Raw genomic sequence first — 19,473 nt, 5'->3', positions numbered from 1 at the left:
AAAAAGCGCCGTTTCTCGGTCGACGGCGCCGTGCGACTCAGCCATTGTTAGCGGCGCCCAAAACCCCCGACAAGACTGTGACCTACGACCCCACAACGTAGAAAACCCCGGGCACTTCATCCATGGCCGGTTTCCCCGCGAACGCTCGTCACGAAAGAAGGGCGTAGGTGACGCGGGCCATATGCCCCGCCTCACATCCGAGGGCCCGTTCGTTCACGATGCGCAGACGCTCGTACGCAAGACGCACCGCTGTTTTTGAGCCATCCGCCACCGCCGCTGAGAAAACGCCTGGACGCCGCACAGACACCGGGTGATAGCTTGTCGGCTCCCCCCACGAATCCTGGCCGTCACGCCTGCTTGCAAGGCGTCATGAAGCGCAAGGAATCCTCGTGGCTACACGCATGCCGAAAAGCATGATCCCCGGCATCCTCGCCGCCGTCTCGCTCTTCGCGGGCGGCCTCGCCGTCGGCACCGCGACCGCGGCCCCGGGCGCCGACGGTGATCCGCCTTACGCCGTGGAGACGTTCGACTACCCCAACGCCGCCAAGATCCTTAAGGAACGCGGTATCGACCTGCGCAAGGGAGACGGTCACATTCTGCTGACCGACTGCGGCTCCCCCAACGACTTCCAGCTGGTCGGGAAGCAGGGCAATCAAGGCCCGTACTGCTTCAAGGTGACCGGCAGCGGCAGGAGCGGCTTCCTCTCGCTCGGTCTCACGGACACCTTCGCCGTCGTGACCGGGGACCACGCCCTTCAGGCCGGCGTCGTCGTCGACGGCAGGACGACGTCGACCGTTGACATCGCCAAGAACAGCCACAAGGTGATCGACGCCGGCACCACTGCCGCCGTGCTCGAACTGCGCGTCGCCGGCTGATCCGGCCCGCTCACGTCACCGCACTACTACCCACTGACACAGGAGGATCCAACCGTGCCCACCAGACGTCCGCGCCTCCCTTGGGTGGCGGGCCTCGCCGCGACGGCGGTGGCCGCCGGCCTGCTGACCGCCGCCCCCGCCGGCGCCGTCGCGGGCCCGCCCGTACCCGGCAACTCCAACCTGATCGTGGCGAAGCTCAACATCGGCGACGGCCGGCGCAGCTGCTCCGCGACGATCATCGAGAAGCAGTGGCTGGCCTCCGCGACCAGCTGTTTCGCCGACAACCCCGCCACCGGACTGGACGTCCCTGCGGGACCGCCGAAGCTGAAGACGACCGCCACCGTCGGACACGCGGACCTGAACCAGCCGGGCAGCATCGTGGTGGACGTCGCGGAGATCGTCCCGCGGACCGACCGGGACCTGGCGCTGGTCCGGCTGGCCTCACCCCTCCCGGCCGCCGCCAAGACCATCCCGGCCTTCTTCCCCAAGCACGCGCCGACCGAGGGCCAGGAGCTGGAGGTCCACGGGTACGGCCGCACCAAGGACGAATGGGTGCCGGACCAGCTGCACTCCAACAAGTTCACCGTCGGCCAGGTCAACAACACGTCATTCAGTCTCACCGGCAAATCAGCCGACGCGGCCGTCTGCCAGGGCGATGCCGGCGGCCCCGCCGCACTGGACCGCATAGAGCTCGTCGGCATCATCAGCCAGTCCGGGCAGGCCGGCTGCTTCGGCTCCGACGAGACCCAGACCCGCAGGGATGCGGTCGCCACGCGCGTGGACGACATCAAGGGCTGGATCCAGTCCGTGACCTCCCGCACGCTCCTTTCCCGCTACAACTGGAAGGACGCGGCGTACACGGCATCCGGCCGGTTCACCGACAAGCCGGCCGCCAACGGCAAGGGCCGCATGGACCTCTTCGTCGTGTGGAAGGACGGCTCGGCAAGCATTTTCAAGGCTGCCGACAACGACGACCTCCAGCACCCCTTCGTCTCCGAGTACAAGATCGCCCAACCCGGCAGTATCTGGAAGGACACGCGGGCGATCACCGGTGCGCGGTTCACGGACAGCGGCATCGACGGCCTCATCGTGCGCTGGGCCGACGGCAAGCTCTCGAAGTTCGAGCATTTCGACGGGTACGACGCAAAGAACGAGACCGTTCTCGGCGCGTCCGGCAGCTACTGGAAGGGTGCGCGCCTGATCACCTCCGGGCGCTACACCGCGAACTCCCTGCGTGACGACATGCTCGTCCTCTGGGACGACGGCTCGACGACGCTGTACCACGACCTCGGTACCAACGGCATCGGCAAGCAGTCCCAGCTGTCGCCTCCCGGCTGGACCGAGGCCGCGCAGATCAGCTCGGGTGAGTTCACCGGCGGGAACACCGGTGATCTGGTCATCCTGTGGAAGGACGGCAACGCCTCCCTCTTCGGCAGCGTCAACGCTTCGGGCTACAGCCAGCGCCTCACCCTCAGGCCGGTCGGCTCCGCCTGGAAGAACGCACAGACACTGACCGTCGGCGGCTTCTCGAACCAGAACGAGCGCACCAACGACATTCTGATCGGCTGGGCGCCGGGGGCTCTGAGCTACTACCCCGGCGTCGATTACGCCGGAACGCACGGCGAAATCCAGCTCGCGGGCTGAGCACCTGGTACACGAAAAGCGCGGCACTCCGTGGGGAGTGCCGCGCTTTCTCCACTGCGCGCTGCTCTGCGATTGATCAGTACGCGGAGTTGACGTTGTCCATGGAGCCGTACTTGTCGGCCGCGTAGTTGCAGGAGGCGACGATGTTGGCGACCGGGTCCCAGATGTCCCAGGACGTGCCCTCGACGTGATACGCCTTGAACGTCGGGTCGATGATCTGCAGCAGACCCTTCGACGGCACACCGTTCACCGCGTTGACGTCCCAGTCGTTGATCGCCTTCGGGTTACCCGTCGACTCACGCATGATGTTGCGCTTGACGCCGTCGTAGGAACCGGGGATGCCCTTGGCGTGCATGATGTCCAGCGCCTGGGCGATCCAGCCCTCCAGATTGTCGCCATAGACCTTCGGCGCCGGAGCGGCAGGCTTGGCGGGAGCGGCCTTGACCGGCTTGCGGGCCTCCGAACGGGAAGCGGCAGCCTTGGCGGCGCGCTCCTTGTCCGCCTTCGCAGCGGCGTCGGCGTCGGCCTTCTTCTTCGCCTCGGCGTCCGCGGCGGCCTTCTTCACGGCAGCGGCCTCGGTCTTGCCCTGCGCGGCAGCGTCCGCGACAGCCTTGGTCAGCTCGTCCTGCTGCGTCGCACCGAACGACTCGGCATTCCAGGCAACGGTCTTCACCGGACGCGTCTCCGCAGCAGAGGCGGTGCCGGCCGAAACGGCGGCGAACGCAGCCGCCGCGATCGACGCGGCAGCGATACCGGTGGCGGAGATCTTGTGGGCCTTGGTCAGACGGGTATAACCGGAGTGGGTGGAGCGCATAACTGAGCTGAACCTCTTCCAATCGCGAACGTCGCAGTGGCCGTACCTGGCGCAAGAAAAAGCGCCGTTTCTCGGTCGACGGCGCCGTGCGACTCAGCCATTGTTAGCGGCGCCCAAAACCCCCGACAAGACTGTGACCTACGACCCCACAACGTAGAAAACCCCAGGACAAACATCCCGAAGCCCCCAAAAACGCGCACCGCTTATCACTAGCCGAGGGCGTATGTGACCCACGCCCTATGCCCCGCCTCACACCCGGCCGCATTCCTCCTCACGCCCTGCCATTGAGCGCATGCGATGCGCTGCGCGGGCCCCCCGGATATTCGGTCGATCACGGCGCTCGCCGCGTGCTACGACTGGCGAGCTCACCACAGACATCCCGGGAAGGAACCCGCATGGTGCTCGGAGACCTCGTAAAGCTGCGTGCCATGGAGCCGTCGGACGCCGAGGCGCTGTGGAGGTGGAACCACGACCCCGAGGTCATGCGCTGGATGTTCGACGACTACGCCCAGCCCCTGGCGCAGGTGCGGAAGCGGCTGGAGGAGATGCCGCCCAACGCGTACGGGGAGGTGCTGTACGGCGTCGAGGCCCTGGGCGACGGCAAGCTCATCGGTCTGGTCCGGCTGCGCGACGTCGAGCCGGAGAGGGGGCGCGCCGAGCTGGACATCTACATCGGCGAGAAGGACTACTGGGGTCGCGGGTACGCCACCGACGCCATGCGCACGATATGCCGCTACGGCTTCGACAAGATGCGCCTGCACAGGATCTCGCTGACCGTCGTCACCGAGAACCACGCCGCCGTCGGCGTCTACCGGAAGGTGGGCTTCACCGAGGAGGGGCGGCTGCGCGAGGCGTTCCGGCGTGACGGGAAGTGGTACGACCAGTTCACCATGGGGCTGCTGGAGGGGGAGCTCCGCTAGAACCACGGGCACGACGTCCGATCACCGCCGGTCCTCCGGCGGCAAGGTCACCACGATGGACGTATGACCAAGACGCTGAACGTTCTCGAGCGGCTCTTCGCGGCCGAGTCCGCGTATCTGGCGGCCGGCGGGCCGGGCCACGCGAGGTTCGACGACATGGCGGACTGCCTCACCCCCGATGTGGTCCTCCACCAGGCGAAGGGCCTCCCCTACGGAGGCGTGTACCGGGGCCCCGCCGGTGTCGAGCGGTTCATGGCGGAGATGAGCCGCCATTGGAGCGCCCTGGAGTTCCTGGAGCAGCGCTTCATGGTCGACGGGGCAGCGCGGTGGTCTTCAACCGGGGCACGCTGACCGCGCACGGCAACGGGCGCCGGCTGGAGACCTCGGTCATGCAGCTGTTCACGGTCCGCGACGGCCGGATCGCGGAGATCCGGCCGTTCTACTGGGACACCGCCGCCGTCACCCGCATCCTCGAACACGAGGTCCGCCAGGGCTGAGCGCACCGGAGGCCAGCCCTACCCCGGGTCGGGCGGGTAGCCGGATCGCCCGGGCGGCCGCGTCCGGACATGCTGGGACCGGCACGTACCGCTGTCTTCCCCATATTCCGACAGGAGTGGCCCATGCGTGAGCAGGAGCAGACAAGGCAGAGGTTTCGTTCTTCCGGGCGGCAGGGCGGCCGGTGCAGAACCTTACCGGCCGTGGTCGCGGTGGCCGTCGGCGTTGTGGCTGCGAGTGCCCTGGCGCCGGCCCCGGCCTCTGCCGCCACCAGGCAGGACACCGTCCGGCAGGGCCTGAACACGCTGGTGCGTTCCTATGGCGTGCCCGCCGCGCTGGCGAGCGTCAAGGACCGCGAAGGCCGCACCCGTACCTACACCGCGGGGCTCGGCGACCTGGCCACCGGCTCGGAAGTGCCCGCCCACGGTCAGGTGCGGATCGGCAGCAACACCAAGACGTTCACCGCGGTCCTCGTACTGCAACTGGTCGGTGAAGGGAGGATCGGTCTCGACGCCCCGGTCGACACCTATCTGCCAGGCCTCGTACGCGGAGAGGGGATCGACGGGCGCTGTATCACCGTCCGGCAGCTCCTCCAGCAGACCAGCGGACTTCCCGACTACGTCAAGCACCTCGGCGAGGACGTCCGGTACTACGCCCCTCGCGATCTCCTCGGCATCGCTCTCCGGCACAAGGCCGACTTCGCCCCCGGGACGGCGTGGGAATACAGCAACACGAACTACGTGCTGGCCGGCCTGATCGTCCAGAAGGTCACCGGACGCCCCTTGGCCGAGGAGATGGACCGGCGCATCATCAAGCGCATCGGGCTGCGCCACACCTACTTCCCCGCCCCGGGTGACGTCACCATCCGGGAACCGCACCCACGGGGCTACTCCCGGGATTCAGCAGGCGCGCCCCTGCGCGACGTCACGGAACTGGACCCCTCCTGGGGCTGGGCGGCAGGCCAGATGATCTCCACGAACTCCGACCTCAACCGGTTCTTCACCGCGCTCCTGGCCGGCCGCCTCCTTCCGGCAGCCCAGCTCGCCCAGATGCGCACCACCGTGCCCGCCGGACACCCCTTCGCCCCCGGCGCCCGCTACGGACTCGGGCTCGTGAGCACGCCGCTGTCGTGCGGCGGTGTCTCCTGGGGCCACGGCGGCAGCACCACGGGCTACGAGACCCGTGGCGGTGTCACCGACGAAGGCCGCGCCGCCAGCGTCGCGGTGACCATCCAGCCCACCGACCCGGCGGCCATGAAGCATGCCGAGCGTGTCGTGGACACGGCCCTGTGCCGCTGAACAGCACCGCTGAACAGCGCCTTCTAGCCGTCCAGGGCGAACGGGCCGCCCGCCGTGAACGCGTGCTTCGCGAAGCGTTCGCCGATGCGGCGGTGGCCCGCCGTGTCCGGGTGGAGCGCGTCCGGCAGGGGCAGTTCGGCGAAGTCCTCTTCGCCGTAGAGGGCGCGGCCGTCCAGGTAGTGGAGGTGTGGGTCTTCCTCCGCCCGCTGTGCCGTGAGACGGGAGAGCTCGTCCCGGATGGTGGTGAGCGTCAGCCGGGTGCGGTCCGACGGGTCGCCGAGGGCCTTGAAACGCAGGCCCTCGCCCGAGAAGTCCGGGGCGCCGGGGCCCGGCGTGTTCTCGTGGATGGGGCACAGGACCGGCGAGACGACCAGCAGCGGCGTGGTCGGGTGACCGTCGCGGACCGTGTCGAGGAAGCCGTGGACGGCGGGCGCGAAGGCGCGTAGCCGCATCAGGTCCAGGTTGACCAGATTGATGCCGATCTTGACGCTGATGAGGTCCGCGGGGGTGTCCCGCATGGCGCGTGCCGTGAACGGGTCGAGCAGGGCGTTGCCGCCGAAGCCCAGGTTGATCAGCTCGACGCCGCCGAGGGCGGCGACGAGCGCCGGCCAGGTCGCGGTCGGGCTGTCGGCGCTGGAGCCGTGGCTGATCGAACTGCCGTGGTGCAGCCAGACCTTGCGGCCGCGGTCCGGTACGGGCGCCACCGGGGCGTCGGTGCGCAGCGCGATCAGCTCGGTGACCTCGGACTGCGGCAGCCAGATCTCGACGTCCTTCTCCTTGGCGGGCAGTCCGGTGAACCGGACGGTGCCGGGCGGCCCGGGGCGGGCGCTCGTCGAGCCGGTGAGCATGTCGACGACGTGGACGTTGCCACCGGGCGCGCTCGCCCGCCCGGTCTGCCGGCCGTCGACGAGCAGGTCGTACGAGCCGTCCGGGCGGGCCGGGACGCCCTCGTAGACGGTCCTGGTGGCGAGCACGTCGAGTTCGACGGCGGTGGCCCGGGTGCGGAAGGCGAGCCGTACGCCGGAGGGCTGGGCCTCGACCGAGGCCAGGTACGGGTCGGGGAACTGCTTCCGCGCCCGGGCGGGCAGCCGGTGCGGCAGCACGCCGCGCGCGGTGTGCTCCACGTCGAGGGCGCCGCGCAGGATGCGGGAGTCGATGGGGGTGCTGGTCCAGCCCGTCAGGTCGTTCACATCGGTCACGTCGGTCACGTCGGCCTCCTCGCGTCCCACCCGTTCAACCCCGTTCAACGGGGCCACACCACCCTATCGGCGGGCCCCGCGGAACGGTCTCGGGCGGGTATCAGCAGCGGGATGTCCAGGTGTGGGAGCCGCCCTGGTCGTTCGCGCCCTGGTTGTACCCGACCTCCTGGCCGGGGGCGAGGCAGAGGGTGACGCGGCCCGTCAGCTCACGGCCCTGGTAGACCTTGACGTGGTCCTTGACGCCCGGCCCGGAGACGCCGTGGTTCGCCCACGACGAGTCGTGCTTGAACATGTCGCCCTCCCACCAGTGGTCGTCGCCGCTGTGCTCGATCTTCATGCCGTCGAAACTGGCGTTCGTCCAGACGCAGAAGTAGCCGCTGCGGCAGGGTGCCGAAGCCTCGGCGGCGGCCGTGGTGGCGAGGACGGCGCCGGCGGAGATCAGGCCGGCCGTGAGGAGAGCGGTGAGGCGCTTCATGAGTCTCCCTCGGGTGGTGGTCGGTCGAGCAGGGTGGTCGCTTCGGTGAGGGCGTGGGCGCGCAGCCGCCGCCACTCGGCGAGGTCGGCGCGGTGCCGGTCGCGGACCTCGGCGAGGCCGCGGTGGGTGTGGTCGGCTTCGGCCCGGAGGTTGTTGACGATCACGGACGCGCGGAACCAGCGGCGCTGGTCGCCGTAGAGCCGCTGCTGGGCGGCGGCCAGGCAGCCGTCGGTGTGGGCGCGGACGACGTAGCCGGTGGACAGGGTGACGGTGAGCTCGGCCGGGGGCCGGCCGAAGAGCGCGTCGGTGACGCGCTGTTGATCGGGGGCCGAGGGTGCGGTCTGCCCCGGCCGCGGGGGCGTGAGTCCCTGGCGGGTGAGGCAGGCGTCGGTCAGAAGCCGGGTGGCCGCCTTGATCACCTCGTCGGGAGCGGGCTGCCGCGGTTCCGGGGTCGAGCAACCGGTGAGGAGGAGCCCGGCCAGCAGTCCGGCGGCCGCTGCACGGGAGCGCATCCGCGGGGTCAGCCCGGCTCGCAGCCCATGGTGGTGTCACTGACACCGTCGAACTTCGTCGCCCAGGCGGTCCAGTTGTTGTCGTAGTCGTCCGGGCGGATGGCCCGGTAGAGGCAGACTCCGCCGCCTTGGTGGCTGATGGCGTAGACGGTGACGCGCGCGTGGGAGTCGAAGGAGTAGGCGTGCCGCTTCAGGCGGGCATCGGCCTCGCGGTAGCCGGGCGGGGTGTAGGCCCAGGCGCCGCCCGAGCCCATCTGGTTGGGCCCGGGCCAGAAGTACACCTGGCCGGGCGGTACGGCGCGCCCGTGCCTCGCCGGCGCCGTCGCGGCGGCGGGTACGGCGAGGGAGGCGGCGAGGACAGCCGCCAAGGCGGCCGTGACAACGGTGAGTTGGCGCATGCGGAAGGTCCCCGAGTGGCAGCGTTCGGCGTGGGCACCGTCACCCTTCCCATGGTTTGCTCGGGTACGCCCACTATCACCTGTAAAGGTGACTAACCCCTGTCCGCGGCGGCCTGGGCGAGCAGACCGGTCACGAGCACGCGGAGGCCCCGCGGGTAGGTGTCGCGTGCGGCCAGGACGGGCCACCGGACGCCGATGGCGGCCAGGCTGGGGACCCGGGAGGCGTCGAGGGCGGCGAAGGAGGCCTCGCGAACGACCGAGGACTCGGCGTCGGTGCGCCGGTGGGCCGAGTGTGCGCGGACGAGGATCTCGCCGACCGTGTAGTACCAGACATCACGGAAGACGTCGACGGCCTGGGCGGGGGTGCAGCCGCAGTCCCCGGCTCCGGCCACGATCGCCTCGACCATCCACAGCGCCGATTCGTCGAGCAGGCCGACGAACCCGTCGACGGTCAGGATCTCGGCGGCCCACGGCCAGGCCGCGAGCGCGTCGTGCATCGCGGTGGCGGACGCGACGATGCGCTCCCGCGGGTCGTCGGGCAGGTCCGGGCGTTCGATCTGCTCGATGTAGTGGTTGAGCAGGAGGACCAGCAGGTCCTCCTTGTTGCGGATGTGGTGGTACAGCGTCGTCGCCCCGACACCGATCTCCGCCGCGAGCCGGCGAATGGTCAGCTTCTCCCAGCCGTCACGGTCGATGAGCCGGCGCGCCGCCTGAAGGATCTGCGCGCGCGAGGTCAGGGGCGGCCGGCCGGTACGACCGTGCGATGCGGGTGGTCGGGGCATCGCCCCATCATGCCGTCCCGCCTCCGGCCACCGCGAAGCCGGTGCGGATTCCGCCTTGGGTGTTCCCGGCACCCCTCCTGGATGCTACTTTCGGAACATGTTCGAAAAGTTAGGGACGACGTCCGGGACGGAGTCCGCGGATGACGCATGATTCGATGACGCACCCATCGGTGACCCGCACTTCGGTGACCCGCACTTCGGCGACGCACGGTTCGACCGCACGCCCCGGGCTCACGCTGGCCGCGGTGGCCGTCGTGCAGTTCATGGTGTCGCTGGACCTGTCGGTCGTGAACGTCGGACTCCCCCGGATCGCCGCCGGCCTCGGCTTCACCGCGGCCGGCCTGACCTGGGTGATCCACGCCTACGCCCTGGCCTTCGGCGGGCTGCTCCTGCTGGGCGGCAAGGCCGCCGACCGGTACGGCCGCAAGCGGGTCCTGCTGTCCGGGCTCGGTCTCTTCGGGCTCGCCTCGCTCGCCGGCGGCTTCGCCCAGGCACCCGGCCATCTCGTCACGGCCCGCGCCGTCCAGGGCATCGGGGCCGCCGCGCTGGCCCCGGCCGCACTGGCCGTGCTGACGGCGACGTTCCCCGCGGGCCGGGCCCGCGTCCGGGCCTTCGGGGTGTGGAGCGCGATGAACGCCGCGGGCGGCGCCCTCGGCGTCCTCGCGGGCGGCCTCCTCACGCAGTACGCCGGCTGGCGCTGGGTGATGTTCGTGAACGTACCCATGGCCGCCTGCGCGCTGGGCCTCGCCTCGCGCGGCATCGCCCCCGGTCCGCCGGGCGCGCGCGGCGGCCGTCCGGACGTCCTCGGTGCCGTCCTGGCCACGGCGGGCACGACCCTGCTGGTGTTCGGCGTCGTCCGCACCGATCAGTACGCGTGGACCTCGCCGGTCACCGTGACGACCCTGGTGGCCGCCGCCGTACTGCTGGCCGCGTTCCTCCACGTCGAACGGACCACCGGCCGGGAACCGCTGGTCCGGCTCGGCCTGTTCGCCAACCGCTCGGTCGCCGGCGCCAACGCCTTCAACCTCCTGCTCGGCGCGGCCATGGCCTCGGCCCTCTATTTCGTCTCCCTCCACCTCCAGCAGGTCCTAGGGACGGGACCGGCGACGACCGGCGTCATGTTCCTGCCGTTCGCCCTGGGGGGTGTCGGCGGCTCCGTGCTCGCCGCCGTACTCGGCCACCGTCTCGCTCCCCGAACCCTGCTGATCGCCGGCGGGCTGCTGACCGCGACCGGGTTCGCCTGGTTCGGTCTGATCAGCCCCGACGGCACCTTCGTCACCGACGTCCTCGGACCCTCGGTCGCCGCCGGCACCGGATTCGGGCTCTGCCTCGGACCGGTCGTCTCCACCGCCACCGCCGGCGTCGCCCCCCACGAGACCGGCACCGCCTCCGGCCTGCTCAACAGCTCACGCCAGATCGGCGCCTCGCTCGGACTCGCCGCCCTCGGCACCACGGCCCAGCACCGCACCGGCCGGACCGTCACGCCCGAGGCCCTCGACGACGGCTACGCACTCGGACTGACCCTCGGCGCCGCGCTGCTGCTCACCGCCGTCCTCATCGCCGTCACCGTCCTCCGCCGGACCGGCCGGCCCGTGCAGGCCGATCCGCTTCCCACCCGCAACCGACCCCATTGATCAGCAGAGGAGCAACCATGACCCCCACCGCCCTCGACATCTTCGCCCGCGTGATCCGCTTCCACCCGGACGGAAGCATGCTCGACGACGAGTTCAGGATGACCGACGGCCTGGAGGGCTGGCAGCTGGCGACGTTCCACGCGGAGACCGACGAGGACGTGCACGCCGACCACTGGGAAATCCACCACTCCGCCGACGAGTTGGTCTGCTGCCTGTCCGGTGCGATGCGGCTCTACCTCCGGGCGCAGCAGCCCGACGACGAGGAGGAGATGGTCGCGCTGACCTCCGGCACCGGCTGCATCGTGCCGCGCGGCCGCTGGCACCGCATCGAACTGGACGGGCCCACCGACCTCATGTCGGTGACCCTGCCCCACGGCTCCCGGCTGGAACGCCGCACCGCCTGAGGCGTACCGCCGGGCGCAGGAAGGAATTGGCCCACGTGTCCGGCGCGGAATTGCACCATTCTTTCGGCGTCGCGGACCCCTATTGTGATCAACAAGCCGTACCACCAAGGGGGAACACCAACCGTGACCAGCAAGAACGCCGACTTCGCCGCCGTCCTCACCCGGGCTGCCGAGGCCGAGACCACGAGCGACCCCAGCAGCGTCATGACGCTGCTGGCCGACTCCGACACCACCGGCGGTCTCCTCACCAGCTACCGCTCCACCTTCGCCGAGGGGGCCGTCGGCGCGCCGGCGCACTTCCACACCCGCGCTGCCGAGCTCTTCTTCGTCATCGACGGCTCGCTGCGGGTGCTGGTGGACGAGGAGATCAAGGTGCTGAACGGCGGTGACTTCCTCCTCGTCCCGCCGAACACCCCGCACGCCTTCGCCGCCGCGCCGGGGCACACGGCCGACGTCCTGTTCGTCTTCACGCCCGGCATGGCCCGCTTCGACTACCTGCGCCTGCTGGGCCGGGTCATGCGCGGTGAGGCGAGCCCCGAGGAGATCAAGGAGTCCTCGGAGCGGTTCGACAACCACTACGTGGACAGCCCGGTCTGGAACGCGGCGCTCGGCGCGTAACCGCCCTAGGCCGCCCTGCCGTACGCGGGCCAGCGGTCGCGCTCGCTCGTGCCCCAGGCGCTTCTGTAGCGCCACCAGCACGTCTTCGCGATCCAGAGCGCGGCGGCACGGTCGGCCTTCTCTGGGTTGGCGGGGCGTACGGGCTCCGGGCGCTCGCGGAGGCGCACCGCGCCGTAGTCTGTGAAGCGGCGCGTGCCGCAGTCGTTGCAGCGGGATTCGCCGTTGCCGTGCGCCCAGCCGGCGCTGTGGCGGCAGGTGTCGGCTCGCCGGTTCATTGCCATGACGCGTTCTCCTTCTCCTCGGTATGAGCTTGCTCGCGGTGCCGGGCGAGGGCGATCGTCGCGTTGATCGCCCGCGCCCTGCTGCCGCTCGATACGGAACTCCGCTGGCCGGCTTCGAGTTCGGCACACGTGCGACATCCGGCGGGGCTTCGGATCCCCGCTGCCTCCCGCTCCTCACGGGTCGCCAGGCGGAGGGCGGAGAAAGGGACTTCCCATTCCAGCCCGCCGCCGGGCCGCTGGACCCGCGTGCGTTTGCCTTCACCGCCGACGACCTGCGCGATTCGCCCTTCACGGGTGTCTATCACGTACGCGCCGATCCTGTACGCCATCCCGCAGCACCATCCCCACAACGAATGCACGCCAACTGACGCCGGTTGCCGCGGCGTTGCCGATCGCCGCGGACCCACGATGCACCAGCTCGCGAGGGCGTTTCAAACTTCAAATTGCGGAGCTACAAATTGCAGCACTACAAGTTGCAGCTCCGGGCCCGCCGCTACGGTGTGCACCAAGCGGTAGGACGGCGGGGAGGACGGCTTGGGGCAACAGGCGAACCGCACGGCCCGGCGCCGGAAGCTGGGCGCGGCGCTCAAGGGACTGAGGGAGACGGCGCAGGTCACGTCCGGGGAGGCGGCCGTGGCCATCCACGGCGACACCAGCAAGATCAGCCGGATCGAGACGGGCCGGCACCGTGTCACCCGGCTGGAGCTGGAAACGCTGCTCGACCTCTACGAGGTCGAGGACGGGAGGACTCGGGAGTGGCTGGTCGCCCTGGCGCTGGAGGAACGGAAGAGAAGTTGGTGGCGCAAGTTCGGTGAACCCTTGCCGCCGGCCCTCAAGGAAACGCTTACGCTGGAATCGGATGCGGCGGAGATCCGCGCGTTTCAGACCCAAGTCGTTCCGGGCCTTCTGCAGACGAGGTCTTATGCCACCGCAGTCATGACCGGCAGCGATCCCTTACTGCCGGAGGCAGAACTCGAATTCTACCTCGATCTGCGCATGGGACGGCAGGAAATCTTCCAGCGGGAGAATCCGCCGGACTATTTGTGCATCATGCTGGAAGGTGCCGTCCGGCAGCAGGTGGGCGGACCAAGAACGATGGCGGATCAGTTGCGGCATCTCATCGAGATGAGCCGTGCACCCAAGGTGACAGTGCAGGTCATTCCATTCACCGAGCCCGTGTTTACCGCTACGGGAGGCTCCTTCGCGCTCTTCTCCCACTCAGCTCCGCTGAACCTCGACGTGGTGTCGATTCAGCACCTCGACGGCGCGCTCTACCTGGAGGAGGAGGATGAGACGGTCGCGAAGTACCGGAGGGCCTGGCAGCACCTCCTCGCCACTGCGCTTTCGGCGCAGCAGTCCCTCGATCTGATGGCAGCGATCATTCGTGGACTTGAACGACAGTGAGGTAGCCCCGTGATACGCCGCAACCTGCCGACACGAGCGTGGCGCAAGTCTTCGTACAGCGATGATCAGAACCAGGACTGCGTCGAATTCCAGCTGACCACCGACGGCCTGGTCGCCGTCGGCGACAGCAAGGACCGGGAACGCGGGGCGTTCCTCTTCACCCCCCGGACCTGGTCCACGTTCGTCGGCGCGGTGAGGCGAGGACTGATCGCGGGTCATCCCTCCCTTCTGGACCGGTAGAGAACCACCAGCCCCATCCCCGCCCCCGTGGCCATCAGCCCCAGCCCCAGGACCACGGTCCGGCCCAGTGGTGGGCCCGGGCGGGGTGGTTCGTGGCCGGCGCCCGGGGCCGCCCGGTCGGCGCCGTGGCCGGCCGTGGGGAGCGTGCACGCGCACAGGAGCACCGTGGCCGCCAGGGCGCTCGCCGCCGTGCGGATCAGCAGACGCCATTTCTTGCGCATGTACGACGATAAGCATGCGCAATTCGCCACGGGCCGGAGCACACGCGGCGCTCCGGCCAAAACCTCCCCGGACGGGGGTCACGCGTTCTTGAGCTCCTGCCGCTGGCGGCCCAGGCCGTCGATCTCGAGTTCCACCACGTCCCCGGCCCGCAGGTACGGCTTGGGGTCGGGGGCGCCGACCGCCACGCCCGCCGGGGTGCCGGTGTTGATGACGTCGCCGGGGTAGAGGGTCATGAACTGGCTGACGTAGCGCACCACCCAGGCGACCGGGAAGATCTGTTCGGCCGTGCTGCTGTTCTGCCGGGGTTCGCCGTTGACCCACAGGCGCAGGCCGAGGGCCTGCGGGTCGGGGATCTCGTCGGCGGTGACCAGCCAGGGGCCGAGCGGGTTGAAGGTCTCGCAGTTCTTGCCCTTGTCCCACTGACCGCCGCGCTCGGCCTGGAAGGCACGTTCGGAGACGTCGTTGGTGATGGCGTAGCCGGCGACGGCGGCGAGGGCCTCCTCCCGGGTGCGCAGGTAGCGGGCGGTGCGGCCGATGACGACCGCGAGCTCGACCTCGTAGTCGGTCTTGTCGCTGCCGCGCGGGACGAGCACGGTGTCGTCCGGGCCGACGACCGTGTCGGGGGCCTTCATGAAGAGCACCGGCTCGGCCGGGACCGGCGCGCCGAGCTCGGCCGCGTGGTCGCGGTAGTTGAGGCCGACGCAGACGATCTTGCCGATGCGGGCCAGTGGCGGGCCGATCCGCAGGCCCCGGCCGTCGAGGACCGGCAGGACGCGGGCGCCGACGGCCGCGCGGACACGGTCGAGGGCGGCCTCGTCGCCGAGGAGGGCGCCGTCGACGTCCGGGACGAGGCCCGAGAGGTCGCGGAGGGTGCCCTCCTCGTCCAACAGTGCCGGGCGTTCCGCCCCCATGGGCCCGACGCGCAGCAGCTTCATTGCCACAACTCCCGTAGTCGATAAGTCGGCCCCGGGCAGATGCTCCAAGAACGGAGGCCCTCTCCGCAAGCCTCCTTTCGGACGGTGAATCTCCCCTATTTGGCGGAAGTGCGCTGCTGAACGCGCGCCTCCGCGCGCTCTGCGGGCCCTGCGGGCACCGGCACGAGGAACGCTCGTTCGACGGCGCTCCATGTCGTACTCGTCACGACGTAGAGCGCCGCGGCGAGCGGTACGACCGCGACGGTGATCAGCGTGCCGAAGGAGAGCAGCGGCATGACCTTCGTCAGGCCCGCCATGCCGGGCGCGTCCGGCGCCGGAAGCGCGGCGGCCGCGCGGCGGTTGCGCCGGTAGGACATGCCGGCGACCGCCGCGACGAGCGCGAAGACGCCCAGGTAGACGAGGCCGGCGGCCCCGAACGGCCCGCCGTGTCCGAGCGCGTCCGCCCAGCGGCCGTCGAGGGGCGCGTCGAGCAGCCGGTGGTCGAGGAGGTCGCCGGCGCCCGAGCCGGTCGAGAAGAGGTGGTAGAGGACGAAGAAGAACGGCAGCTGGGCGAGCGTCGGCAGGATCCCGCCCAGCGGGGACACGCCCTCCTTGCGGTGCAGGTCGTTCACGGCCTGCACGAGCCGCTCCGGATCCTTCTTGTGCCTGCGCTTCAGCTCGGCGACGCGGGGCGCGAGCGCGGCGCGCCGGCGCTCGCCGCGGGCGGCCGAGCGGGCCAGCGGGTGCAGGGCGAGTCGTACGCACAGGGTCAGGGCGACGATCGCGGCGGCCGCCGAGGAGGCGCCGAAGAGCGGTTCGAGGGTGTCGGCTAGGTGGGTGAGGAGCGAGCCGAGGGGTGCGAAGAAGGACATGGGTGGTCAACCCTCCACGGGGTCTCGTCGTGCCGGGGCACGCCGGCCGGGAGGCCGGCGTGCGGGGATTCGGCGTGACGAGCCGCGCGCGGCGCGCGGAGGCGCCTACGCGGCCGTCGGGAGGGGACGGCCGGGTGCCCGGGGCCGTCGGCGGCCCCGGGCGTCGGGATCGCGCTGGGCGAGGAAGGCCGTGCGCAGTTCCCGGTCCCGTATCGCGGTGCGTATGCGCGTGGGGGTGAGGGGCCCGCCGCCCCGCGCCGCGGCGAGCGCCGCGCAGAGCAGCAGGGCCGCCGCCGCGGAGACCACGGCGGTCGCGGCGAGGGCGACGGTACTCAGCAGGCCGCCCTGGGCCGGCAGCAGCCCGGCCAGCAGGAGGAGCAGGACACTGACGTACGTACGGAACTCGGCCTTCATGTTCATGCGTCAGCTCCCCCCGCTCCCACAGTGTCTGTCGTTCCGTCAGCCCGGAAAGTCCGAACGTCCGGGCTTTCGACGATGCTAACCCCTGCCACCGACAACGGACTCCGAGGGGCCGGGCCCCGCGACCGGGTCGTCCGTGGCCAGCACCTCCTCGTCCGGCCGCGGGTCCGCCGGCTCCGGGCCCAGCCAGGACACCGCCAGCGCCACCGCCAGGTTCACGCCGAGCGCCAGCGCGCCCGCGTTCACCCCGCCCCACAGGGGGTCGTTGCCGGTGAAGACCAGCGCGCACACCAGCGTCCCGCCCGCCACCAGGCCGCTGAGCGCGCCCCACAGCGTCAGTTTCCGCCACATCAGGCCCAGCAGGATCATCGGGACGAGCTGGGCCATGCCCTCGTACGAGATGAGCGACAGCCGTACCAGCGTGTTCGGTGCCGCGTACGTCATGACGAGCGCGAGCGCGCCCGCGACGACCACGACCACCTGCGCGGCCAGCCGCTGCCGCCGCGGGCGGCCGGTCAGGGCCGGCACGACGCCGAGCACGCTGCGTCCCCACATCGTGCCGATGACCAGCATGAAGACGGCCATCGGCACGATGGAGGAGAGCGCTGCCGCCACGCCCGTCACACCGACCGCCCAGGCGGGCAGGGAGTCGACGACGAGCTTGAAGAGGGCGAGGTTGGAGCCGGCGCCGGTCAGTCCCGGCACCACGAGGAGCGCGGCGAGGCCGAGCAGCATCGGGACGAAGAGCAGCACGTTGTAGAACGGCAGCAGCATGGCGTTGCGCCGCAGCGCGTCGGCGTCGCGGGCGCCGAGGTAACCGGCGACGGTGGTCGGGAAGATGACGACCGTCAGCGAGTTGAGGAGGCTCGTGGTCGCGAACCAGGTGCCGTTCAGTCCGCTGCCGCCGTGGCCGCCGAGGGTCAGCCAGGCGGGCTTCTCCGCCACCAGGCGGTCCAGGAAGGGGCCGTAGCCGTCGAAGTAGTGCAGCGGAACGTAGACGGCGAGGAAGCCGAGCGTGCCGATGACGAGGACGTCCTTGAGCACGGACACCCAGGCGCTGCCGCGCAGGCCGCTGACGACGACGAAGCCGGTCGTCACGGCGAAGGCGATGAAGTACGCCCAGTTCAGGCTGATCGCCCCGTAGGAGATGGTCGCGACGACGACGCCCATGCCGGTGATCTGGAGCTGGATGTACGGCAGCAGGCAGACCGTGGCGAGCACGGCGACGAGCGTGCCGAGCCAGGGGCGGCCGTAGCGGTGGGCCACCATGTCGGTGATGGTGACGAGGCCGTGCCGGCGGGCGTACGCCCACAGGGTGGGGTCGGCGAGATAGCCGATCGCGTAGCCGCAGGAGAGGTACGCGATGACGTACAGGACCGGCGCGCCGTGGTTGTAGCCCCAGCCGGCGGCGCCGAGGTAGCTGAAGCTGGTGTAGCCCTCGCCGGCCATGAGGACCCAGATGAGGACGGTGCCGAAGCTGCGGCCGCCGATGGACCACTCGGCGATGCCCTCCGCCCGGGACTTGCGGCCGCGCACGGCGAGGAGGCCGAGGGCGACGGTCAGGAGCATGAAGGCGGCGAAGATCGTCGTGGCGACGGTGGCGTTGCTGCTCATGCGGCGTTCCGCCGCTTCCGGTCACCGCGCCAGGCGAGGTAGACGGCCGCCGGCGTCAGCAACGTCGCCAGCAGCAGCCAGAAGAACAGGAACGGGAGCCCCAGGACGGTGGGGTGAACCCTGTCGGCGAGGGGCAGGGCGGCGAGGTAGAGCACGTAGGGGGCGAGGAGCCACAGCAGCGTGGGACGTTTCTTCAGCACGTCGGTCGACCCTAGGGGGTGGCCGGCCGGTTCACATGACCAGTTGCGACGCCGCGTAGATGCACAGGCCCGCCAGTGCTCCCACCACCGTGCCGTTGATGCGGATGAACTGGAGGTCACGGCCGATGTTCGCCTCCACCTTCCGGGAGGTCTGCTCCGCGTCCCAGCCGGCGATCGTGTCGGTGATGAGGAGGGTGATCTCGTCGCGGTAGGTCGTCACGACGTAGACCGCCGCGTCCTCCAGCCAGCCGTCGATCTTCTCGCGGAGGCGGTCGTCGGCGGTCATGCGGGCGCCGAGGGAGACGACGGCGGCGCGGGTGCGGCGGCGGAGCTCGCTGTGCTCGTCCTCGGCGGCGGCGACGAGCATGGCGCGCACCGAGGACCAGGCGGAGGCGATGAGGTCCTGGACCTCGCCCCTGGCCAGGGTGTCGGACTTCAGGCGTTCGACGCGGGCGCGGGTGTCCTCGTCGTGCCGCAGGTCGTGGGCGAAGTCGGCGAGGAAGCGGTCGATGGCGCCGCGGGCCGGGTGGTCGGGCATGTCGCGGGTCTCGGTGACGAAGCGGAGGAGCTCCTTGTAGACGCGCTCACCGACCTTGCGGTCGACGAAGCGCGGGGTCCAGCCGGGGGCGCCGCCGGTGACGGCGGCCATCACGGAGTCCTGGTGGGCGACGAGCCAGTCGTGGGCCCGGACGCACACCAGGTCCACCACCCGCCGGTGACCGCCGCCCGCGACGATCTTCTCCAGCATCGTGCCGAGGCCGGGGGCGATCTCCTGGGCGTCGGCGCGCCGGTTGATCGCCTCGCCGACCACCGCCTGGACGTCGGCGTCGCGCAGCACGGTCAGGGCGCCGCGCAGGGCCGTGGCGAGCTCGGCCGTCACCCGGTCGGCGTGCTCGGGGCGGGAGAGCCAGGCACCCAGGCGGGAGCCGATGCCGACGGCGCGCAGCCGCAGCCGGACGACGTCGCCGTGCAGGAAGTTCTCACCGACGAAGTCACCGAGGTTCCGGCCGAGCTGGTCCTTCTTGGTGGGGATGATCGCGGTGTGCGGGATGGGCAGGCCCAGCGGCCGCCGGAAGAGGGCGGTGACGGCGAACCAGTCGGCGAGCGCGCCGACCATGCCGGCCTCGGCGGCGGCCGCCACGTACCCGGCCCAGCCGCCGAGGCCGGCCGAGCGGGCCCAGGTGGCCAGGGCGTAGACCAGGGCGACGGCCAGCAGCAGCCCGGTCGCCAGCGCCTTC

General features: G+C 70.6%; 26 protein-coding genes. 11 read left to right on the top strand and 15 right to left on the bottom strand.

Annotated elements, in window-relative coordinates; translation table 11 throughout:
* Positions 1 to 389 precede the first annotated feature (389 nt).
* On the top strand, positions 390 to 875 hold the full coding sequence (locus AB0K09_RS13290; protein ID WP_366065459.1) for a hypothetical protein: 486 nt from the start codon (positions 390 to 392) through the stop codon (positions 873 to 875).
* Between the two features lie 54 nt (positions 876 to 929).
* Entirely contained in the window at positions 930 to 2,519 is a 1,590-nt protein-coding gene (locus tag AB0K09_RS13285; RefSeq protein ID WP_366065458.1) for a trypsin-like serine protease, read from the top strand.
* Between the two features lie 76 nt (positions 2,520 to 2,595).
* Here the strand turns inward: AB0K09_RS13285 and AB0K09_RS13280 are convergent, their stop codons facing one another.
* The gene (locus AB0K09_RS13280) at positions 2,596 to 3,333 is read right to left on the bottom strand and encodes a transglycosylase SLT domain-containing protein (protein ID WP_366065457.1); all 738 of its coding nucleotides are present in this window, start codon (positions 3,331 to 3,333) and stop codon (positions 2,596 to 2,598) included.
* 395 nt (positions 3,334 to 3,728) lie between these two features.
* Between AB0K09_RS13280 and AB0K09_RS13275 the strand changes: the two genes are divergently transcribed.
* From AB0K09_RS13275 to AB0K09_RS13260, 4 genes are all read left to right on the top strand, one after another.
* Entirely contained in the window at positions 3,729 to 4,253 is a 525-nt protein-coding gene (locus AB0K09_RS13275) for a GNAT family protein (protein WP_366065456.1), read from the top strand.
* 63 nt (positions 4,254 to 4,316) lie between these two features.
* On the top strand, positions 4,317 to 4,604 hold the full coding sequence (locus AB0K09_RS13270) for a nuclear transport factor 2 family protein (protein WP_366065455.1): 288 nt from the start codon (positions 4,317 to 4,319) through the stop codon (positions 4,602 to 4,604).
* Positions 4,580 to 4,750 carry a hypothetical protein gene (locus AB0K09_RS13265; RefSeq protein WP_366065454.1) on the top strand — a complete coding sequence of 57 codons (171 nt, stop codon included), beginning with the start codon at positions 4,580 to 4,582 and terminating at the stop codon, positions 4,748 to 4,750. Before AB0K09_RS13270 ends, AB0K09_RS13265 begins: the two co-directional genes overlap by 25 nt.
* A gap of 123 nt (positions 4,751 to 4,873) precedes the next feature.
* Positions 4,874 to 6,046: a serine hydrolase domain-containing protein gene (locus tag AB0K09_RS13260; protein WP_366065453.1), complete on the top strand. Its 1,173-nt coding sequence runs from the start codon at positions 4,874 to 4,876 to the stop codon at positions 6,044 to 6,046.
* A 23-nt stretch (positions 6,047 to 6,069) separates the two neighbouring features.
* On the opposite strand, the gene AB0K09_RS13255 is transcribed toward AB0K09_RS13260, so the two are convergent.
* The 5 genes from AB0K09_RS13255 to AB0K09_RS13235 all read right to left on the bottom strand — a co-directional run bounded on the left by AB0K09_RS13255 (position 6,070) and on the right by AB0K09_RS13235 (position 9,412).
* On the bottom strand, positions 6,070 to 7,254 hold the full coding sequence (locus tag AB0K09_RS13255; protein ID WP_366065452.1) for a GDSL-type esterase/lipase family protein: 1,185 nt from the start codon (positions 7,252 to 7,254) through the stop codon (positions 6,070 to 6,072).
* Positions 7,255 to 7,345: 91 nt separating this feature from the next.
* Positions 7,346 to 7,720: a peptidase inhibitor family I36 protein gene (locus AB0K09_RS13250; RefSeq protein ID WP_366065451.1), complete on the bottom strand. Its 375-nt coding sequence runs from the start codon at positions 7,718 to 7,720 to the stop codon at positions 7,346 to 7,348.
* Positions 7,717 to 8,232 carry a hypothetical protein gene (locus AB0K09_RS13245; RefSeq protein ID WP_366065450.1) on the bottom strand — a complete coding sequence of 172 codons (516 nt, stop codon included), beginning with the start codon at positions 8,230 to 8,232 and terminating at the stop codon, positions 7,717 to 7,719. Before AB0K09_RS13245 ends, AB0K09_RS13250 begins: the two co-directional genes overlap by 4 nt.
* 8 nt (positions 8,233 to 8,240) lie before the next feature.
* Positions 8,241 to 8,630: a hypothetical protein gene (locus AB0K09_RS13240; protein WP_366065449.1), complete on the bottom strand. Its 390-nt coding sequence runs from the start codon at positions 8,628 to 8,630 to the stop codon at positions 8,241 to 8,243.
* A 92-nt stretch (positions 8,631 to 8,722) separates the two neighbouring features.
* Complete coding sequence (locus tag AB0K09_RS13235; RefSeq protein ID WP_366065448.1) at positions 8,723 to 9,412, bottom strand: helix-turn-helix domain-containing protein; 690 nt, start codon at positions 9,410 to 9,412, stop codon at positions 8,723 to 8,725.
* Between the two features lie 185 nt (positions 9,413 to 9,597).
* Here AB0K09_RS13235 and AB0K09_RS13230 point away from each other — a divergent pair, with 185 nt between their 5' ends.
* The 3 genes from AB0K09_RS13230 (at position 9,598) to AB0K09_RS13220 (ending at position 12,068) form a co-directional block, all read left to right on the top strand.
* Positions 9,598 to 11,046: an MFS transporter gene (locus tag AB0K09_RS13230; protein ID WP_366065447.1), complete on the top strand. Its 1,449-nt coding sequence runs from the start codon at positions 9,598 to 9,600 to the stop codon at positions 11,044 to 11,046.
* Between the two features lie 17 nt (positions 11,047 to 11,063).
* Positions 11,064 to 11,450 (top strand): cupin, encoded by a 387-nt coding sequence (locus AB0K09_RS13225; RefSeq protein WP_366065446.1) that lies wholly within the window; start codon positions 11,064 to 11,066, stop codon positions 11,448 to 11,450.
* A 123-nt stretch (positions 11,451 to 11,573) separates the two neighbouring features.
* Positions 11,574 to 12,068: a cupin domain-containing protein gene (locus AB0K09_RS13220; RefSeq protein ID WP_366065445.1), complete on the top strand. Its 495-nt coding sequence runs from the start codon at positions 11,574 to 11,576 to the stop codon at positions 12,066 to 12,068.
* Positions 12,069 to 12,073: 5 nt separating this feature from the next.
* Here the strand turns inward: AB0K09_RS13220 and AB0K09_RS13215 are convergent, their stop codons facing one another.
* Both AB0K09_RS13215 and AB0K09_RS13210 read right to left on the bottom strand, forming a co-directional pair.
* A complete protein-coding gene (locus tag AB0K09_RS13215) occupies positions 12,074 to 12,349 on the bottom strand; it encodes a DUF6255 family natural product biosynthesis protein (RefSeq protein WP_366065444.1) in 276 nt (91 codons plus the stop codon).
* Positions 12,340 to 12,678 carry a hypothetical protein gene (locus AB0K09_RS13210; RefSeq protein WP_366065443.1) on the bottom strand — a complete coding sequence of 113 codons (339 nt, stop codon included), beginning with the start codon at positions 12,676 to 12,678 and terminating at the stop codon, positions 12,340 to 12,342. Before AB0K09_RS13210 ends, AB0K09_RS13215 begins: the two co-directional genes overlap by 10 nt.
* A 205-nt stretch (positions 12,679 to 12,883) precedes the next feature.
* On the opposite strand from AB0K09_RS13210, the gene AB0K09_RS13205 reads away from it, so the two are divergent.
* Together AB0K09_RS13205 and AB0K09_RS13200 are read left to right on the top strand one after the other, a co-directional pair.
* Positions 12,884 to 13,753 (top strand): helix-turn-helix transcriptional regulator, encoded by an 870-nt coding sequence (locus AB0K09_RS13205; protein WP_366065442.1) that lies wholly within the window; start codon positions 12,884 to 12,886, stop codon positions 13,751 to 13,753.
* 9 nt (positions 13,754 to 13,762) lie between these two features.
* A complete protein-coding gene (locus AB0K09_RS13200) occupies positions 13,763 to 13,993 on the top strand; it encodes a DUF397 domain-containing protein (RefSeq protein WP_366065441.1) in 231 nt (76 codons plus the stop codon).
* On the opposite strand, the gene AB0K09_RS13195 is transcribed toward AB0K09_RS13200, so the two are convergent.
* From AB0K09_RS13195 to AB0K09_RS13165, 7 genes are all read right to left on the bottom strand, one after another.
* The gene (locus AB0K09_RS13195) at positions 13,969 to 14,214 is read right to left on the bottom strand and encodes a hypothetical protein (RefSeq protein ID WP_366065440.1); all 246 of its coding nucleotides are present in this window, start codon (positions 14,212 to 14,214) and stop codon (positions 13,969 to 13,971) included. The genes AB0K09_RS13200 and AB0K09_RS13195 overlap by 25 nt on opposite strands.
* A 78-nt stretch (positions 14,215 to 14,292) precedes the next feature.
* A complete protein-coding gene (locus tag AB0K09_RS13190; protein ID WP_366065439.1) occupies positions 14,293 to 15,150 on the bottom strand; it encodes a fumarylacetoacetate hydrolase family protein in 858 nt (285 codons plus the stop codon).
* A gap of 95 nt (positions 15,151 to 15,245) precedes the next feature.
* Positions 15,246 to 16,001, bottom strand: coding sequence for a membrane protein insertase YidC (yidC, locus tag AB0K09_RS13185; RefSeq protein ID WP_366065438.1), 756 nt, complete (start codon positions 15,999 to 16,001; stop codon positions 15,246 to 15,248).
* A gap of 105 nt (positions 16,002 to 16,106) precedes the next feature.
* Positions 16,107 to 16,421: a DUF6412 domain-containing protein gene (locus tag AB0K09_RS13180; RefSeq protein ID WP_366065437.1), complete on the bottom strand. Its 315-nt coding sequence runs from the start codon at positions 16,419 to 16,421 to the stop codon at positions 16,107 to 16,109.
* Positions 16,422 to 16,499: 78 nt separating this feature from the next.
* The gene (locus tag AB0K09_RS13175) at positions 16,500 to 18,035 is read right to left on the bottom strand and encodes a sodium:solute symporter family protein (RefSeq protein ID WP_366065436.1); all 1,536 of its coding nucleotides are present in this window, start codon (positions 18,033 to 18,035) and stop codon (positions 16,500 to 16,502) included.
* Complete coding sequence (locus AB0K09_RS13170; protein WP_366065435.1) at positions 18,032 to 18,235, bottom strand: DUF3311 domain-containing protein; 204 nt, start codon at positions 18,233 to 18,235, stop codon at positions 18,032 to 18,034. Before AB0K09_RS13170 ends, AB0K09_RS13175 begins: the two co-directional genes overlap by 4 nt.
* 31 nt (positions 18,236 to 18,266) lie before the next feature.
* A partial coding sequence (locus tag AB0K09_RS13165; protein WP_366065434.1) for a DUF445 domain-containing protein occupies positions 18,267 to 19,473 on the bottom strand: 1,207 nt, incomplete at its 5' end.

The organism is Streptomyces sp. NPDC049577, assembly GCF_040675635.1.
Taxonomy (GTDB): Bacteria; Actinomycetota; Actinomycetes; order Streptomycetales; family Streptomycetaceae; genus Streptomyces.
Note: the sequence above shows the minus strand (reverse complement) of the source record. Positions and strands in the feature narration are given on the sequence as shown.

Excerpts from the sequence above, each read along its gene's own strand:
- AB0K09_RS13195 (WP_366065440.1), bottom strand. The coding sequence starts at position 14,214 with ATGCGCAAGAAATGGCGTCTGCTGATCCGCACGGCGGCGAGCGCCCTG.
- AB0K09_RS13260 (WP_366065453.1), top strand. The coding sequence starts at position 4,874 with ATGCGTGAGCAGGAGCAGACAAGGCAGAGGTTTCGTTCTTCCGGGCGG.
- AB0K09_RS13240 (WP_366065449.1), bottom strand. The coding sequence starts at position 8,630 with ATGCGCCAACTCACCGTTGTCACGGCCGCCTTGGCGGCTGTCCTCGCC.
- yidC (WP_366065438.1), bottom strand. The coding sequence starts at position 16,001 with ATGTCCTTCTTCGCACCCCTCGGCTCGCTCCTCACCCACCTAGCCGAC.
- AB0K09_RS13280 (WP_366065457.1), bottom strand. The coding sequence starts at position 3,333 with ATGCGCTCCACCCACTCCGGTTATACCCGTCTGACCAAGGCCCACAAG.
- AB0K09_RS13250 (WP_366065451.1), bottom strand. The coding sequence starts at position 7,720 with ATGAAGCGCCTCACCGCTCTCCTCACGGCCGGCCTGATCTCCGCCGGC.
- AB0K09_RS13210 (WP_366065443.1), bottom strand. The coding sequence starts at position 12,678 with ATGGCGTACAGGATCGGCGCGTACGTGATAGACACCCGTGAAGGGCGA.
- AB0K09_RS13275 (WP_366065456.1), top strand. The coding sequence starts at position 3,729 with ATGGTGCTCGGAGACCTCGTAAAGCTGCGTGCCATGGAGCCGTCGGAC.
- AB0K09_RS13270 (WP_366065455.1), top strand. The coding sequence starts at position 4,317 with ATGACCAAGACGCTGAACGTTCTCGAGCGGCTCTTCGCGGCCGAGTCC.
- AB0K09_RS13190 (WP_366065439.1), bottom strand. The coding sequence starts at position 15,150 with ATGAAGCTGCTGCGCGTCGGGCCCATGGGGGCGGAACGCCCGGCACTG.
- AB0K09_RS13215 (WP_366065444.1), bottom strand. The coding sequence starts at position 12,349 with ATGGCAATGAACCGGCGAGCCGACACCTGCCGCCACAGCGCCGGCTGG.
- AB0K09_RS13180 (WP_366065437.1), bottom strand. The coding sequence starts at position 16,421 with ATGAACATGAAGGCCGAGTTCCGTACGTACGTCAGTGTCCTGCTCCTC.
- AB0K09_RS13245 (WP_366065450.1), bottom strand. The coding sequence starts at position 8,232 with ATGCGCTCCCGTGCAGCGGCCGCCGGACTGCTGGCCGGGCTCCTCCTC.
- AB0K09_RS13225 (WP_366065446.1), top strand. The coding sequence starts at position 11,064 with ATGACCCCCACCGCCCTCGACATCTTCGCCCGCGTGATCCGCTTCCAC.
- AB0K09_RS13175 (WP_366065436.1), bottom strand. The coding sequence starts at position 18,035 with ATGAGCAGCAACGCCACCGTCGCCACGACGATCTTCGCCGCCTTCATG.
- AB0K09_RS13235 (WP_366065448.1), bottom strand. The coding sequence starts at position 9,412 with ATGCCCCGACCACCCGCATCGCACGGTCGTACCGGCCGGCCGCCCCTG.